Below are 16,822 nucleotides of genomic sequence, written 5' to 3'. Positions count from 1 at the left end.
TGTCTGGAGCATCTAACCTGGGAGGATAGGAATGGCTGAAATAAAACGAACACAGCCGCTGGCACGCGACGCCATGGCTTATGTGCTGGCCGGCGGCCGTGGCAGCCGGCTCAAGGAACTGACCGACCGCCGCGCCAAGCCGGCGGTCTATTTCGGCGGCAAGACCCGCATCATCGATTTCGCGCTCTCCAATGCGCTCAATTCCGGTATCCGCCGCCTCGGCGTCGCCACCCAGTACAAGGCGCATTCGCTGATCCGGCACCTGCAGCGCGGCTGGAACTTCCTGCGGCCCGAGCGCAATGAGAGCTTCGATATCCTGCCGGCCAGCCAGCGTGTGTCGGAAACGCAATGGTATGAGGGCACAGCCGATGCCGTGTACCAGAACATCGACATCATCGAGGCCTATGGGCCGGAATACATGGTCATCCTGGCCGGCGACCACGTCTACAAGATGGATTATGAGCTGATGCTGCGCCAGCATGTCGACGCTGGCGCCGACGTCACCGTCGGCTGCCTCGAAGTGCCGCGCATGGAAGCCACCGGCTTCGGCGTCATGCATGTCGACACCAAGGATACCATCATCTCCTTCATCGAAAAGCCGGCCGATCCGCCGGGCATTCCCGACAAGCCGGATTTCGCGCTGGCCTCGATGGGCATCTATGTCTTCAAGACCAAGTTCCTGATGGAGCAATTGCGTCGCGATGCGGCGGAGCCCGGCTCGAGCCGCGACTTCGGCAAGGACATCATCCCCTACATCGTCGAGCACGGGAAGGCGATTGCCCATCGTTTTGCCAAATCCTGCGTGCGCTCGACCGCCGAGAACGAGGCCTATTGGCGCGACGTCGGCACGGTCGACGCCTATTGGGAAGCCAATATCGACCTGACCGACATCACGCCGGAACTCGACCTCTACGACCGCGACTGGCCGATCTGGACCTATGCCGAATTGAAGCCGCCGGCAAAGTTCGTGCATGACGAGGATGGCCGCCGCGGGTCGGCCGTGTCGTCTCTCGTGTCGGGCGATTGCATCGTTTCGGGCGCGTCGCTGAAGCGAAGCCTGATCTTCACCGGCGCACGCATCAATTCCTATTCGACGCTGGAGGAGGTCGTCATGCTGCCCGACGTCCATGTCGGCCGCAACGCCAGGCTGAAGCGCGTGGTCATCGATCACGGCGTCACGATCCCGGAGGGGCTGGTGGTCGGCGAGGATCCCATCCTCGACGCCAAGCGTTTCCGCGTTTCGGAAAAAGGCATCTGCCTCGTCACGCAGGACATGATCAACAGGCTGGGATCGTAGTGCATGCAGGTTCTGTCGGTGGCGCCCGAGATCTTTCCGCTGGTCAAGACCGGAGGGCTCGCCGACGTGACTGGCGCCTTGCCCGTGGCATTGGCCGGCAACGGCGTCACCATGCGCACGCTCGTCCCCGGCTATCCTCAGGTGATGGGAGCCTTCAGGAAAAAGAAGGCGGTTCAGCAATATTCATTGCTGCAGGGTGGGAAGGCCTCGGTGCATGCCGTCCAGATCGCCGGGCTCGACCTGTTCGTGCTTGACGCGCCGCATCTTTTCGACCGCCCCGGCGGCCCATACGGCAACGCGACCGGCGCCGATTGGCCGGACAATTGGCGGCGGTTCGCGGCCTTAAGCCAGGTAGGCGGTGACATTGCCGGCGGCGCGATCTCGGGCTACCTGCCCGATATCGTCCATGCCCATGACTGGCAGTCGGCAATGACGCTCGCCTACATGCGCTACGGCAAGGCGGTCGGCACGCCGTCGATGATCACCGTGCACAACCTCGCCTTCCAGGGCCAGTTCGGCGCCGGCATCTTTGGCGAGCTTGGCCTGCCGGCGGGGGCGATGGCGCTCGACGGCGTCGAATATTATGGCGGCGTCGGCTTCCTCAAGGCCGGCCTGCAGGCCGCCTGGGCGATCACCACGGTCAGCCCGACCTATGCGCAGGAAATCCGCTTGCCCGAATTCGGCATGGGCCTAGACGGCCTGATCAACATGCGCTCCGTCGATCTCCATGGCATCGTCAACGGCATCGACACCGAGATCTGGAACCCGGAAACCGACACGCATCTGGTCTCCAACTACACGGCAAAGACGCTTAAGGCGCGAATGCCCAACAAGGCCGCAGTCGAGGACCGTTTCAGCCTCGATCGCGATGACAGCCCGATCGTCTGCGTCGTCAGCCGGCTGACCTGGCAAAAGGGCATGGACATATTGGCGGCGGCCGTCGACGGCATTGTCGCGGCAGGTGCACGGCTGGCAATCCTTGGGTCTGGCGACGCTGGGCTGGAAGGCGCGTTGCTTGCCGCCGCAGCTCGCCATCGCGGTCGCATCGGCGTCGTCGTCGGCTATGACGAGGGGCTCTCCCACACCATGCAGGGCGGCTGCGACGCCATCATCATCCCGTCGCGCTTCGAACCTTGCGGGCTGACGCAGCTCTACGGCCTGCGCTATGGCTGCGTGCCGGTCGTCGCCCGCACCGGCGGCCTTGCCGACACGATCATCGATGCCAACGAAGCCGCCATCTCGGCCGGCGTTGCGACCGGTTTCCAGTTTGCCCCCGCCAATGCCGGCGCCTTGCTGCACGCCGTCCGCCGCCTTGTCGAGGCGCATGCCAATCCCGCAGTGTGGACGTCGATGCAGCGGCAAGGCATGAAGGCCGACGTGTCGTGGGACAAAAGCGCCGAAAAATATGTCCAACTCTATCGCTTGCTGCTTTCGAAAAGGGCTGCCTGACTGATGATCCGCACTATCGCCACCAAACCCTATCCTGACCAGAAACCCGGCACCTCCGGGCTGCGCAAGAAAGTCCCGGTGTTCCAGCAGGAGCACTATGCCGAGAACTTCATCCAGTCGATCTTCGATGCGCTGGACGGGTTCGAGGGCAAAACCCTGGTGATCGGCGGCGACGGCCGCTTCTATAACCGCGAGGTCATCCAGAAGGCCATCGCCATGGCCGCGGCAAACGGCTTCGGCAAGGTGATGGTCGGGCAGGGCGGCATCTTGTCGACGCCGGCCGCTTCGCATGTCATCCGCAAATACAAGACCTTCGGCGGCATCATCTTGTCGGCCAGCCACAATCCGGGTGGCCCACATGAGGATTTCGGGATCAAGTACAATGCCGGCAATGGCGGCCCGGCGCCGGAAAAGCTGACCGACGCGATCTTCGAAAAAACCAAGGCGATTTCAAGCTTCAAGATCGCCGATATCGGGCCGGTCGACATCGACACGATCGGCACGGTCAAGGCGGCTGATATGACCGTCGAAATCATCGATCCGGTCACCGACTATGCCGAACTGATGGAAAGCCTGTTCGATTTCGATGCCTTGCGGGCGCTGTTCAAATCGGGCTTCCGCATGCGCTTCGATGCCATGCATGCGGTGACCGGCCCCTACGCCAAGGAGATCCTCGAAAACCGGCTCGGTGCGCCGAACGGCACCGCCCGCAATTTTATCCCGCTGCCGGATTTCGGCGGCCACCATCCCGATCCCAATCTGGTGCATGCAAAACACCTCTACGACGAGATGATGGGGCCGGATGCGCCAGACTTTGGCGCTGCCTCCGACGGCGACGGCGACCGCAACCTGATCATCGGCAAGGGCATTTTCATCACCCCGTCGGATTCGGTGGCGATGCTCGCTGCCAATGCCCATCTGGCTCCGGGCTACAAGGCCGGGCTGAAAGGCATCGCCCGTTCGATGCCGACCAGCGGTGCTGCCGACCGCGTCGCCGAAAAGCTCGGCATCGGCATCTACGAGACGCCAACCGGCTGGAAGTTTTTCGGCAATTTGCTCGATGCCGGCATGGCAACGATCTGCGGCGAGGAGAGTGCCGGGACCGGCTCCAACCATGTCCGCGAAAAGGACGGCCTGTGGGCCGTGCTTTTGTGGCTCAACATCCTTGCCGTGCGCGGCGAAAGCGCCAAGCAGATCGTCACCCAGCATTGGGCGGCCTATGGCCGTAACTACTATTCGCGCCACGACTACGAGGAGGTCGAGACCGATCGCGCCAACGCGCTTGTCGACGAGCTGCGCGCCAAGCTTGGCTCGCTGCCTGGCACCAGCGTGCGCGGCATGACGATCGCCAGCGCCGATGATTTCGCCTATCACGATCCGGTTGACGGCTCGGTCAGCAAGAACCAGGGCATCAGGGTGTTGTTCGAAGGCGGCTCACGCGTCGTCTTCCGCCTGTCAGGCACCGGCACCTCGGGCGCGACGCTACGTCTTTATGTGGAGCGCTACGAGCCGGACAACAGCCGCCACGATCTCGACACCCAGGAGGCGCTTGCCGACCTGATTGCGGCCGCCGACGACATTGCCGGGATTCGCAGCCATACCGGTCGCGCCAAGCCGAGCGTGATTACGTGAGCTTGGCATCCAACTTTGTCCTCGCGCTTATCAGGAGGGTTGGACCGTATTGCCGATCGGGGTGCTGCTTTCGCGACGCAGATATTTGACAGGTCGGATGTGCTTGCGCTGGCGGATCGAATGCCTTGGAGATCGACCACAACACCTGTCGTTTCCTCATCCTGGGGCGAAGCAAGGAGCGAAGCGACGCGGCGCAGACCCCAGGATCCATGCCATGACTCCAGAGCGATGCCACGGTGCAGAATTCTGTTCGGCCGTGCACTTCGGCCGAGGCCACGGCATGGATCCAAGGGTCTTCGCGACGAAGCTTCGCTCCTGCTTCGCCCAGGGATGACGAAGTTGGAGAGGCCTGCTCGGCCAATCCCGAACCTTTGCGCTGCTCAACAACAAGGTTGGTCCGCGTGAGCCAGCTCGGCGCAACCATCACCAAGGAAGGTATCCGCTTCGCCGCATGGTCCTCGTCGGCTCGGCGCATCTGGGTCTCGATCTTCGACGAGCGCGGCAACCGCGAGATCGACCGGCTTGAACTCCAGCCCGAGGGCGACGGCGTGCATACGCTTTTTGTTGCCGGTCTCGCCGCCGGCACCCGATACGGGTTCCGCGCCGACGGCGACTACGCGCCGGAACACGGTCTCTGGTTCGATCCCGACAAGCTGCTGGCCGATCCCTATGCCGTCGAGATCGACAGGCCCTATGCCTATGACGGCCGGCTGGCCGCGCGCCGGGGCGAGGCGGCCGACACGGCGTCGCTGATGCCGAAGGCCATTGCTGGCGCCTTGCCGGAACCCTTGCCTGCCTTGCCGCCTCTGTTTCGGTCCGGCGGCCTCATCTACGAAGTGCCGGTACGCGCCTTCACAAAGCTGCATCCGGACATTCCCGAGAAGCAACGCGGCACCATTGCAGCGCTCGCTCATCCCCTTGTTGTCGAGCATCTGCAAAAACTCGGCGTCGCAGCCATTGAGTTGATGCCGGTGACTGCATCGATCGACGAACGGCATTTACCGCCGCTCGGTCTGCGCAACGCCTGGGGTTATAATCCCGTGACCTTCATGGCGCTCGATCCGCGACTGGCGCCCGGCGGTCTGGCCGAGTTGCGCGCCACGGTTGCCGCGCTGCGTGAGGCCGGCATCGGCGCCATCCTCGACCTGGTGTTCAACCACACCGGCGAAAGCGACCGGCTCGGCCCGACATTGTCGCTGCGCGGGCTCGACAACCGCGCCTACTACGGGCACGAGGCCGACGGCGCTCTGGTCAATGACACCGGAACCGGCAATACGCTCGCCTGCGATCATCCCGTCGTCCGGGAAATGGTCCTCGACGCACTTCGTCACTTTGCCCAGCACGCCGGTGTCGACGGATTCCGCTTTGATCTGGCGCTGATCCTCGGCCGCGTCGACGGCGTTTTCGACGCTGATGCGCCGCTGCTGAACGCCATTCGCAACGACCCTGTTCTTGGCGACCGGGTGCTGGTCGCCGAGCCCTGGGACATCGGACCGGATGGCTATCAGCTCGGCAATTTTCCGCCGCCCTTCCTCGAATGGAACGACAGATACCGTGACGATATCCGCCGCTTCTGGCGCGGCGACGGCGGCATGATCGGCGCGCTGGCGACGCGGCTTGCCGGTTCGTCCGACGTCTTTTCCAAAGCAGGCCAGACAACGAGCCGCAGCGTCAATTTCATCGCTGCGCATGACGGCATGACGCTGGCCGATATCGTTGCCTATGAGCACAAGCACAACGAGGCCAATGGCGAACAGAACCGCGATGGTCACGACGACAACCTGTCCTGGAACAATGGCGTCGAGGGCAAGGCCGACGACCGCGCAATCGTTACGGCCCGTTTCGATGACCAGCGCGCGCTGCTGGCGACGCTCTTTGCCTCGCGCGGCACGATCATGCTGACGGCCGGCGACGAGTTCGGCCGCACGCAACGCGGCAACAACAACGCCTACGCGCAGGACAATGACATCACCTGGCTCGACTGGGCCGGGCGCGACCAGGCGCTTGAGCAGTACACCGTTCTGCTCGCCAAGATGCGTCGTGCCGTGCCGGCGCTTTTGGACGCAAGCTTTCTCACCGGCGAGCCAGCGGCCGGCTCGGAAATGCCAGACGTTGCCTGGCTGACTGAAACCGGCGTGACGCTCGACGAGGCAGCCTGGCACGATGCCACGCGGCACCGGCTGGTCATGGTTCTCGCTAGCGATCGGGACAGTCGTCTTGCAGTGATCATCAATGGCGACCGCCGGGCCTGCATGTTCACGCTGCCGGAACGGGCGGGTTTTCATTGGCGCCCAGCCATCGAAACGGATAGTGGCGATATCTCACGGCCGGTGCCTGGGCGAACGGTCATATTCATGATCGAACGCAGGACCGCGCAGGCGGGCGCAGAGGAGAGCCATGATGGCTGACAATGCCGAATGGTGGCGCGGCTGCGTCATCTACCAGATCTACCCGCGTTCCTTCCAGGACACGACAGGCGACGGCAGCGGCGATCTCAACGGCATCACCTCGAGGCTGGCCCATGTCGCATCGCTTGGTGTCGACGCAGTTTGGCTGTCGCCTTTCTTCAAGTCGCCAATGGCCGACGTGGGCTACGACGTTTCGGATTACTGCGCCGTCGATCCGATGTTCGGCACATCAGAGGATTTCGACGCGCTGATTGCAGAGGCGCATCGACTCGGCCTGAAGGTGATCATCGACCAGGTCTTGTCGCATTCGTCGGATCGGCACGAATGGTTCGTCGAAAGCCGCACGAGCCGCGACAACCCCAAGGCCGACTGGTACGTCTGGGCCGATGCGAAGCCCGACGGCACCGCCCCTAACAACTGGCTGTCGCTTTTCGGGGGCCCGGCCTGGGAATGGGACGCAACGCGCAGGCAATATTACCTCCACAATTTCCTCGCCTCGCAGCCGGACCTTAATTTCCACAATCCGCAGGTGCAGGACGCCTTGCTGGAAACGGTGCGGTTCTGGCTCGAGCGCGGCGTCGACGGGTTTCGGCTGGACACGGTCAACTACTATGTCCACGACCGCTGGCTGCGCAGCAACCCGCCTTTGGCGGAAAGCGTCGCCGGCGTCAATACGGCAACCAGCACCTATCTTTACCAGGAGCATCTGTTCGACAAGAGCCAGCCGGAAAACCTGGCTTTCCTCAGGCGCTTCCGGGCCTTGCTTGACGAATATGAAGGCCGCGCCGCGGTCGGCGAGATTGGCGACGAAACCCGTTCGTTGCAGACACTCGCCGCCTATACCGGCGGTGGCGACAAGCTCCAAATGTCCTACACCTTCGACCTGCTCGGCCCGCAATTCTCGGCGGCGCATGTGCGTGGCTGTGTCGAGGCCTTCGAGAGTACGGTGTTCGACGGCTGGGTTTGCTGGGCATTTTCCAACCACGATGTCGTGCGCCATGTCAGCCGCTGGGCAAGGCAGGGCGGCGCGCCGGACAAGCTGGCGAAATTCTCGATTGTGCTGCTTTCCTGCCTGCGCGGATCAATCTGCCTCTACCAGGGCGAGGAGCTCGGGCTGGAGGAGGCCGAACTGGCCTTCGAGGATTTGCGCGATCCTTTCGGCGTCCGCTTCTGGCCGGCAATCAAGGGGCGGGATGGGTGCCGAACGCCGATGGTCTGGGAGGCTAGCGTCGACAATGCCGGCTTTTCGACCGGCAAGCCGTGGCTTCCAATCCCGGCAAGCCATCGCGCCCGGGCGGTCGACGTCCAGTACGGCGAGCAAACCTCCGTCCTGGCGAGCTACCGGGCGATGCTGGCCTTGCGCAAGCAGCATCCGGCGCTGGTTCGAGGCTCGATCCGGTTCCTCGATGCCGAAGGCGACGTCCTTGCTTTCGTTCGAGAAGGCGGTGACGAAAAGCTGCTCTGCGTCTTCAATTTCGCCGACGAGTTGGCCGACTGGCAATTGCCGCCAGATCTGGATGCGATAGAACCGATAGATCTTGGCGGTGCTGACGGGGTCTTGCAGGAAAGAACTCTGTCGCTGTCGCCGCTAGGCTGCTTCCTCGGCCGGATCGGCTGATCTCTATTTCATCATCTCATTGAACAAGCACAGAGCGCCCGCAAGTCGCGCCGACAACCCGGACATCGGCCTCGCCGACATGCACACCAAGCGCCGCAAGCACGTTATAGACCAGTGCGTCGACCGGCGCCGTCACGCCGTTCAGAACCGTTACCACCGCCGGCTTAACCGTTCCGAGCAGGGCCGTCACGTCCAGCCCGAGGCCCAGTGCATTGACCGAGAGCGAGAGGCCGCTGACCAGCGATGTCGTGAGTGATTGCGTCAGGTTTTTTGTGGCGACAGTTTTTATCGTCTTGTTGGCGATATCGGTGCTGTCGAAGGTCAATGTGGTCGGATCGTTGTTGGTGATGGCAAGTGATGAAGAACCCTTCACATCGAGCAGATTGAGGGTGAGCAGCAGAAGCTTCACGCTTACCTGTGCAATCGTGGCATCGGAGAACGATTGCGGATTGCTGAAATCGGCGAAGGCCGATGGGTTGTTGTCGGCGTCGCTGGCGGCAAGGTGCAGCGAGGCCACACCGGGCTGCGCGGCGATCGAGACCTTGATGCTATCCGGCCGGCCCGTCGGGCAGCTGATGTCGGTTAGCTTGGCTTCCGCATAGGCGACTTCGACATGCAGAGGCAGGTTGACGGACAGCAGACTGATGCCGCCGCCGAGACTGGAATTGCCGATGCCGACTGTGGTGACCAGCTTGATGCGCGTCTGCGCGGTGCGCACCACGGTGCCTTTTTCCCCGACGGCCAGCCAGGGTGAATATTGCATCGGTTCACCGATAGCGATGGCGAGCGTGGTGGAGGTAAGTCCCGGAATAGTGGCGCCGAGATCGACCTGGACCTGGTTTGAGCCATTGGCCAGCGAGGCGGCGGCACCCAGCATGCCCATCGCGCTTGCGTCGACGGAAAAGCCGGGAGACTTTTGTCCGAGGCCGAGCCTACCGATCGAGCCAAGATCGATAAGATGACTGAGGGGTATCTTGACCGCGTTGGTGGCCCTGGATGCGATCGTCTGCAGCACAAGTTTGCTGGCGCTGCCCGACCCGGACGCATTGGCCATGGCGGTCGCGATCTGGCCTACCGTCGCTTTTGACGCCAGCACGTCGGAATAGCTGACACCTGTTAGTTGCAACTGTACGGCAAGGGCATCGACGAACGAAAGCACGTTGACATCGGCCGAGATCAGCGCGTTGTAGTCCATGACGCTGAGCGAGATGTTGGCGCCCAGCAGCTTGCTGAGAAGCGCGTTGAGGATGCCGCCATTGACGCTGAGCAACCTGGACCCGACCGAGAACATCGCTTGCGGGGTCACGCTGGCAATGGCTTCGGTGCCGACAACCGGGGTAGGGATGAGCGAACTGGCGAAATACCGGGCGGGGATTTTTTGGAGAGTGACGCGAACGGCGTTGTAAGGCGTTTTACCGGCTTCGAAGCGCTTGTCGACTTCGACGGAGGACGCCGCTGAGTATCGGCCGCCGGTGACGGACACGACGGTTTTCCCAACCGTGGGAACGATTGTCTCACCTGGCTTTTGAACAATGATGCCGGGCATTCGGTTGTCACTGAGCGTGGTTACCGCCGCGGCTTCCATATTGTTGATGTTCGACGCCGCGGTGATCGCCGCCAGATCGGTCATCGCCTGGGCTTCCCTGCGCTCCGTGTAGATCGAACCTTCGTCGACAGCGAAGGCCGCCAGCCCCAGCGCGAATGGCGCTATCAGCGCCGTCATGACGGCAAAGTTCGCCTTCTCGTCGCCAACCATCGAGCCAGCGATCCGGCCGATGCCCCTCAGCAAGAACTGCGACATTTCAAATGCCTCCAATCCTTATGGTAGACCTGCGTGAGATCGTGGTTTGGGGCATTGCAACGCTTGGTAACAGGTTCCAGATCGGCAGGTTGCTGGCATCGTACTGGATCGACACGACGAACTGATTTCCGTCGGCCGTGCTGTCCGTCGCCTGATAGGTCAGCTTGCCGGAATCGACGAACGGGTATCCACTGGCATTGTTTTTGACGAAACCGGCCACCAGCGCCTGGCGCTCGGTTTGATTCAATCCGGCAATTGCAGTGCGGGCGGCATCGGCGGCGATCTGCTGCAAGGAGTTGCTTGCACCAAAATAGATACCATATGCAACCATTCCGAGTATGAGCAGGATAAAGACCGGTGAAAGCAGGGCGAATTCGACCGCGGAAGTTCCCGACTCATCTCCAATTTTGCGTAGATTTGTCCTTATTTGGCGCGATATTTTACGCTTTAATGCGACAGTATTACTGTCTATCTTGTTCATTGCCCTTGCCCGTTGGACCATAAGGTCGATCTGCCGAACCCATCGAAATTTGTAACCCTTGGTTGCCTAAGAACCAATTAATACATTCCGGTAAACTGAAATGATCGGCCAGATTATTTCCCAGATCGGCGTTCTGGCCAGGAAACCCAGCCAAACTCATGGTTTCGATCATTGATTGGCCGCTCGCAAAGCGACTGCCCCGGCCCCCTTACTTTGGGTGACCCCGAGAGTCTGTTGAAATAAAAAATCTCCACGTTACTGTTTGGCCACCAGCTGCCGGAAAGGGAACCGGCTGCGCGCTCGAAAGGAACCAATCAATCGGTTTCGGGGCGTCAACACTTAGAGACGTGGCTGAAGGGCGACGTCATTAGGGAGAACTCCATGCTGAAACATGTGCTGAAGGCGACGGTACTCGCCACGACCATGGTCTTGGCCGCCGGTACGTTCTACACGCCGGCTTTCGCCGAAACCGTCTACAACCGCGGAGCCGCCGCCGAAGCGGAGACGCTCGATCCGCACAAGACCTCGACGGTCTACGAAGCCGATATCATACGCGACCTGTTCCAGGGCCTCGTCATGCATGACCAGAAGACGAATCTCATTCCGGGCGCCGCCGAAAGCTGGACGGTGTCCGACGACGGCACTGTCTACACCTTCAAGTTGCGCAAGGACGGCCTCTGGTCGGATGGCAGCCCGGTGACGCCGGACGACTTCGTTTATTCGTTCCGTCGGCTGGAAGATCCGGCCACCGCTGCCGAATACGCTTCCATGCTCTATCCAGTGAAGGGTGCCGAGGAAGTCAACACCAAGAAGGGCAAGCCGGAGGAAATGGGCGTCAAGGCGATTGACGCAAATACCCTCGAAGTCACGCTCAAGGCGCCAACGCCTTACTTCCTGGAGATGCTGACCCATCAGGCGACCTATCCGGTTAATAAGGCGTCTATCGAAAAGCTTGGCGCCGACTGGATCAAGGCAGGCAAGCTGGTCTCCAACGGGGCCTTTACAGCGGCGGAGTGGATTCCCAACGACCATCTGAAGCTGGTCAAGAATCCGAAATTCTGGGACGCCGCGAGCGTCAAGTTCGACGTGGTCAACTACATCCCGACCGAGGATCGCTCGTCGGCGATGAAGCGCTTCGAGGCCGGCGAACTCGACAGTTACGGTGACCTGCCGACCGAACAGCTCGCCGACCTCAGGGCCAAATTCGGCGACCAGGTCCGTGTCGGGCCATATCTCGGCACCTACTATTATGCGATCAAGACCGACAAGGCGCCGTGGGACAATGTCGAACTGCGCAACGCCATCTCGATGGCGATCGATCGCGACTTCCTCGCCGAAAAAGTCTGGCAGAATTCGATGCTGCCCGGCTATTCTATGGTGCCTCCGGGCATCGAGGGCTACACGCCGGCACTGGCCAAATACGCCGACATGTCGCAGATCGACCGCGAGGATGAAGCCAAGAAAATCCTGGAAAAGCTCGGCTATACGCCCGAGCATCCGTTGAAGATGGAAATCCGCTACAACACCTCGGAAAACCACAAGAACACCGCTGTCGCCATCCAGGAACAGCTGAAGCCGCTTGGCGTCGAGGTCAGCCTGCTCAACACCGATACCAAGACCCACTACTCGTTCCTCGAGCAGAAGGGCGACTATGACGTCGCGCGTGCCGCCTGGATTGCGGATTACAAGGATCCGGAAACCTTCCTTGGCATCTCCCGCAAGGCCAGTGGCAACAACTATTCCATCTACAACAGCCCGAAATACGAAGAGGCCATGGACAAGGCCGCCGCCGCCGGCGGCAAGCCCGAAGAGCGTATGAAGGAACTCGCCAAGGCCGAGCGCATCCTCGTCGATGAGGTCGGCAACATTCCGATCCTCTACTATAGCTATCACGACATCGTTTCCTCAAAGCTGCATGGCTTCGACGACAATGTGATGGACATCCATCCGTCCCGCTTCATCAGCAAGGACTGACCCTTAGCCAGGCCGCCGCGCACCTCAATGCCCGGCGGCGCTGGTTTGCCATCGCATCGGCCCGGGAACCGGATTCGATTTTCGACAATGTCGGTGCGAAGATTTGAAGGCTAGAGCGCAATCGTCCAGCTGGACGCGCGCTGCTCTGGATCAAGCGGGGCATCGATGCTGCGTTACGTATTTCGGCGGCTGCTGACCGCCATCCCGACGCTATTCGTCATCGTGACCATAGCGTTCTTCCTGATACGCGTCGCACCGGGCGGACCGTTCAACCAGGAGCGGGGCCTGAGCCCCGAGATCAGAGCTAATCTCGAAGCCCAGTTCGGCCTCAACGACCCGCTCTGGCTGCAGTACCTCCATTATCTAGGCAATCTTCTGCGCGGCAATTTCGGCCCCAGCTACAACATGCCGGATTTCACCGTCGGCGAGCTGTTCAGGGAAGGCCTGCCGATCTCGATCCAACTCGGCGCTTCGGCGCTCGTTCTGGCGCTGCTCCTCGGCAGCGTGCTCGGCACTGTTGCCGCGCTCAACCAGAACAAGCTTGCCGACTATTCGGTGATCGCGCTGGCGACCGCCGGCAGTACCATACCGACCTTCGTCATCGCCCCGGTAATCCAGCTTGTATTCGGATTGACCTGGAAGCTGCTGCCGATCGGTGGCTGGGGCGATGGAGCCCTCATCAACAAGGTCGGCCCGGTGCTGACGCTCGCTCTGCCGCAGATCGCCATCGTCGCCCGCCTGATGCGCGGCTCGATGATCGAATCGCTGCACTCGCATCACATCCGCACCGCGCGCGCGCTCGGCCTGTCCGACTGGTCAGTCGTCGTCAAGCATGCGCTGCGCGGCGCCATCCTGCCGATCGTCTCCTTCACCGGTCCGGCAGCCGCAGCCCTTCTCACAGGCTCGATCATCGTCGAGACCATCTTTTCTATCCCGGGCATCGGCCGCCATTTTGTCGTTGCCGCGCTAAACCGCGACTACACTCTGGTGATGGGGACGGTGGTGGTCATCGCGCTCTTCACCATTGTCTTCAACCTGATCGTCGACGTCCTCTATGGGGTCGTCGATCCGAGGGTGCGCTATGACTGATATCGCAGTTGCCGCACCGGTCGTCGGCCGATCCCTGTGGGGTGACGCCTGGGCGCGCCTCAAGGCCAATCGCGCGGCCATGTTCAGCCTCTATTATCTTGCCTTCATCGCCGTCATCAGCGTGTTTGGGCCCTATTTCGTGCCGCACCAATACACAACCATCTATGCCGACTATGTCCGGACGCCGCCGAGCTTCTCCGCCTATCCGAAGGCCGACATGATCGAAGGCGCTCTCGATGAGGCGATCAGGCGTATGCGCGTCGACATCAAGGAGTGGCGGCAGGAGGGCAGCCGTGTGTTCGTTACCGTCAGATCGTCCAAGCAGATCGACGACCGCAACATTCGCTACCTTGATCGTTCCGATACCTTTGATGACACAAAGATCGAGAGCAAATCGCCGGATGGTCTCGAAATGGTGATGAGTGCCTCGATCAAGCAGCAATATTTCCTGTTCGGCACCGACAATACCGGCCGCGATCTCCTGTCCCGAACGCTGATGGCCGGGCGCATATCGCTGGCCATCGGCCTGCTTGCCGGCATTGTGGCCGTGGTCATCGGCGTGCTCTACGGCGCCACCGCCGGCCTCGCCGGCGGCAGGGTCGACGAGGTGATGATGCGTATCGTCGACGTGCTCTATTCTTTGCCGTTCATCTTCTTCGTCATTATGCTGGTGGTGTTTTTCGGCAGGAATTTCGTGCTGATGTTCCTGGCCGTCGGCGCCGTACTGTGGCTCGACATGGCGCGCATCGTGCGCGGACAGGCGCTGTCGATCCGCCGGCAAGAATATGTCCAGGCGGCGGAGGCGATGGGCGTCAGGCAGCGCGGCATTCTGCTGCGCCATGTGATCCCCAATTTGCTCGGGCCGGTGGTGATCTACATGACGCTGCTGGTGCCGCAGGTCATCATCCTGGAGAGTTTTTTGTCGTTCCTCGGGCTCGGCGTCCAGGAGCCGATGACCAGCTGGGGCGTGCTGATCTCGGTCGGCGCCCAGAACATCGGCTCGGCCAACTGGCTGCTTTTGTTCCCGGCCTTCTTTCTCGTCTCCACGCTGTTCGCGCTGAATTTCGTCGGCGATGGGCTGCGCGACGCGCTCGACCCGAAGGATCGTTGAGATGGCTGCTTCCGAAACCATCCTCAGCGTCAAGGACCTTCGCGTCCGCTTCCGCACCCTCGACGGTGTGGTGGAGGCGGTGAAGGGCATCAACATCCACGTCAAATCAGGCGAAACCGTCGCCGTCGTCGGCGAATCCGGTTCCGGCAAGAGCCAGACGATGATGGCGGCGATGAGCCTGCTCGCCTCGAACGGCGAAGCCACCGGCACCGTCGATTATCGCGGCCGCAATCTTTTGACCTTGAGCAAGCCCGAGCTCAACAAGATCCGCGGCCGCAAGATCAGCATGATCTTCCAGGAGCCGATGACTTCGCTCGACCCGCTCTATTCGATCGGCAACCAGTTGATTGAACCGATCCGCAAGCATCGTGGACTTGGCGCCGCCGAAGCACGCGAGGAGGCGCTCAAGTTGCTGCGGCTGGTCCATATTCCCGATCCGGAGCGGCGGATGAACTCCTATCCGCACGAGTTGTCGGGCGGTCAGCGCCAGCGCGTCATGATCGCCATGGCGCTGGCCAACGACCCCGACATACTGATCGCTGACGAGCCGACGACCGCGCTCGACGTGACCATCCAGGCGCAGATCCTCATGCTGCTCGCCGAACTGCAGCGTAAGCTCGGCATGGCGATCGTCTTCATCACTCACGATCTCGGCATCGTCAGGCGCTTTGCCGATCGGGTCTATGTGATGCGCTATGGCGAGGTCGTCGAGGAGGGCGAGGCGGAAGCGATCTTCGCCAACCCGCAGCACGCCTATACCAAGATGCTGCTCGCCGCCGAACCGACCGGCACCAAGGCGCCGCCGCCTCCGAATGCCCCTGTCCTGCTTGAAGGCAGGAACGTCGAGGTGACCTTCAAGATCGGCGGCGGATTTCTTGGCGGAGAACCGCTGATATTGCGCGCTGTCGATCGCATTTCGATCCAGCTGAGGCGTAACCAGACCATCGGCATCGTCGGCGAATCCGGCTCGGGAAAATCGACGCTCGGCCGCGCCTTGCTGCGGCTCCTGCCCAGCGACGGCATCATCCGGCTTGGCGACCGCGACATTTCCCACGCCGACCGGCAGGCGATGCGGCCGCTGCGGCGCGAATTGCAGCTGGTTTTCCAGGATCCATTCGGCTCGCTATCGCCACGCATGACCGTCGGCCAGATCATCACCGAGGGGCTCCTGGTCCACGAGCCCAATCTGTCGGGCAGGCAGCGCGATCTCCGCGCCGTCGACGCCTTGCTCGAAGTCGGGCTCGACCCCAATACGCGCAACCGCTATCCGCATGAATTCTCCGGCGGCCAGCGGCAGCGCATCGCCATTGCGCGCGCCATGATCCTCAAGCCGAAAGTGGTGGTGCTGGACGAGCCGACCTCGGCGCTGGACCGCTCGGTGCAGAAGCAGATCGTCGAATTGCTGCGCAAGCTGCAAGCCGACCACGAGCTGTCCTATCTGTTCATCAGCCACGATCTCGCCGTCGTGCGCGCCATGGCCGACTACATTATCGTCATGAAGCAGGGCAAGATCGTCGAGGAGGGACCGGCCGAGGCGATCTTCAGCAACCCGCAGGCCACCTACACACAGACGCTGATGGCCGCGGCCATCGACGTGACGCGATTTCGCCTGAGCGCATAGCGCGATTGGTCAGAACTGCGGCGGATGGTGGTCGTTTCGGGAACAAGAACAGCTAAGCCGCTGTTTTTTCTGGTCGGAGTGGCAGGATTTGAACCTGCGACCCCATCGTCCCGAACGATGTGCGCTACCAGGCTGCGCTACACTCCGTGACCAGACCGCGGGCTTATAGCCGCCGCGTTTGGTTACTGCAAGCGCCAATGGCAGCGCTTCGGTCGCATTTCTTTCGCTTTAGCCGCCACGTCATACAGGTTTCAGTTTCCTGTCGCACAAACACGGCTTAAAGGGGCTTCTGGGTAATCGTCCACTTGCCTCGAAGCACCTGATTCAGCCGCCTGGAGTTT

Annotated in this window: 12 protein-coding genes and 1 tRNA gene; 9 read left to right on the top strand and 4 right to left on the bottom strand. The window is 61.6% G+C overall.

All coding sequences use genetic code 11. From position 1 onward, the window contains the following. The first annotated feature begins 31 nt into the window (after positions 1–31). From glgC to bglA, 5 genes are all read left to right on the top strand, one after another. Positions 32–1,297 carry a glucose-1-phosphate adenylyltransferase gene (gene glgC, locus NKH23_RS15720; RefSeq protein ID WP_353025499.1) on the top strand — a complete coding sequence of 422 codons (1,266 nt, stop codon included), beginning with the start codon at positions 32–34 and terminating at the stop codon, positions 1,295–1,297. Positions 1,298–1,300: 3 nt separating this feature from the next. Continuing rightward, on the top strand, positions 1,301–2,746 hold the full coding sequence (glgA, locus tag NKH23_RS15715) for a glycogen synthase GlgA (RefSeq protein WP_353025497.1): 1,446 nt from the start codon (positions 1,301–1,303) through the stop codon (positions 2,744–2,746). A gap of 3 nt (positions 2,747–2,749) precedes the next feature. Continuing rightward, on the top strand, positions 2,750–4,378 hold the full coding sequence (locus NKH23_RS15710; RefSeq protein WP_353025496.1) for an alpha-D-glucose phosphate-specific phosphoglucomutase: 1,629 nt from the start codon (positions 2,750–2,752) through the stop codon (positions 4,376–4,378). Between the two features lie 401 nt (positions 4,379–4,779). Then, positions 4,780–6,786, top strand: a complete 2,007-nt coding sequence (glgX, locus tag NKH23_RS15705) for a glycogen debranching protein GlgX (protein WP_352977610.1) — start codon at positions 4,780–4,782, stop codon at positions 6,784–6,786. Beyond that, complete coding sequence (bglA, locus tag NKH23_RS15700; RefSeq protein WP_352914446.1) at positions 6,776–8,404, top strand: beta-galactosidase BglA; 1,629 nt, start codon at positions 6,776–6,778, stop codon at positions 8,402–8,404. The genes glgX and bglA overlap by 11 nt, the downstream gene beginning before the upstream one ends. A gap of 16 nt (positions 8,405–8,420) precedes the next feature. Here the strand turns inward: bglA and NKH23_RS15695 are convergent, their stop codons facing one another. Genes NKH23_RS15695 through NKH23_RS15685 form a run of 3 tightly spaced genes read right to left on the bottom strand, consistent with a single transcriptional unit; the run spans position 8,421 to position 10,858 of the window. Further along, positions 8,421–10,205 (bottom strand): pilus assembly protein TadG-related protein, encoded by a 1,785-nt coding sequence (locus tag NKH23_RS15695; protein WP_352914449.1) that lies wholly within the window; start codon positions 10,203–10,205, stop codon positions 8,421–8,423. Between the two features lies 1 nt (position 10,206). Continuing rightward, a complete protein-coding gene (locus NKH23_RS15690) occupies positions 10,207–10,686 on the bottom strand; it encodes a TadE/TadG family type IV pilus assembly protein (RefSeq protein WP_352721220.1) in 480 nt (159 codons plus the stop codon). Further along, positions 10,667–10,858: a hypothetical protein gene (locus NKH23_RS15685; protein ID WP_352914451.1), complete on the bottom strand. Its 192-nt coding sequence runs from the start codon at positions 10,856–10,858 to the stop codon at positions 10,667–10,669. Before NKH23_RS15685 ends, NKH23_RS15690 begins: the two co-directional genes overlap by 20 nt. A gap of 209 nt (positions 10,859–11,067) precedes the next feature. Here NKH23_RS15685 and NKH23_RS15680 point away from each other — a divergent pair, with 209 nt between their 5' ends. The 4 genes from NKH23_RS15680 to NKH23_RS15665 all read left to right on the top strand — a co-directional run bounded on the left by NKH23_RS15680 (position 11,068) and on the right by NKH23_RS15665 (position 16,481). Next, complete coding sequence (locus NKH23_RS15680; RefSeq protein WP_352914453.1) at positions 11,068–12,660, top strand: peptide ABC transporter substrate-binding protein; 1,593 nt, start codon at positions 11,068–11,070, stop codon at positions 12,658–12,660. A gap of 165 nt (positions 12,661–12,825) precedes the next feature. Next, positions 12,826–13,749 (top strand): ABC transporter permease subunit, encoded by a 924-nt coding sequence (locus NKH23_RS15675; RefSeq protein ID WP_292653620.1) that lies wholly within the window; start codon positions 12,826–12,828, stop codon positions 13,747–13,749. Continuing rightward, the gene (locus NKH23_RS15670) at positions 13,742–14,860 is read left to right on the top strand and encodes an ABC transporter permease (RefSeq protein WP_352914456.1); all 1,119 of its coding nucleotides are present in this window, start codon (positions 13,742–13,744) and stop codon (positions 14,858–14,860) included. The genes NKH23_RS15675 and NKH23_RS15670 overlap by 8 nt, the downstream gene beginning before the upstream one ends. A 1-nt stretch (position 14,861) precedes the next feature. Continuing rightward, on the top strand, positions 14,862–16,481 hold the full coding sequence (locus NKH23_RS15665) for an ABC transporter ATP-binding protein (RefSeq protein ID WP_352914459.1): 1,620 nt from the start codon (positions 14,862–14,864) through the stop codon (positions 16,479–16,481). A gap of 70 nt (positions 16,482–16,551) precedes the next feature. Here NKH23_RS15665 and NKH23_RS15660 read toward each other — a convergent pair. Next, positions 16,552–16,628 (bottom strand) — tRNA-Pro (locus NKH23_RS15660). Positions 16,629–16,822: the final 194 nt, after the last annotated feature.

Origin of the sequence: Mesorhizobium sp. M1328 (assembly GCF_040318075.1) — a bacterium.
Lineage (GTDB): Bacteria > Pseudomonadota > Alphaproteobacteria > Rhizobiales > Rhizobiaceae > Mesorhizobium.
This window is presented reverse-complemented; position numbering and strand designations above follow the sequence as displayed.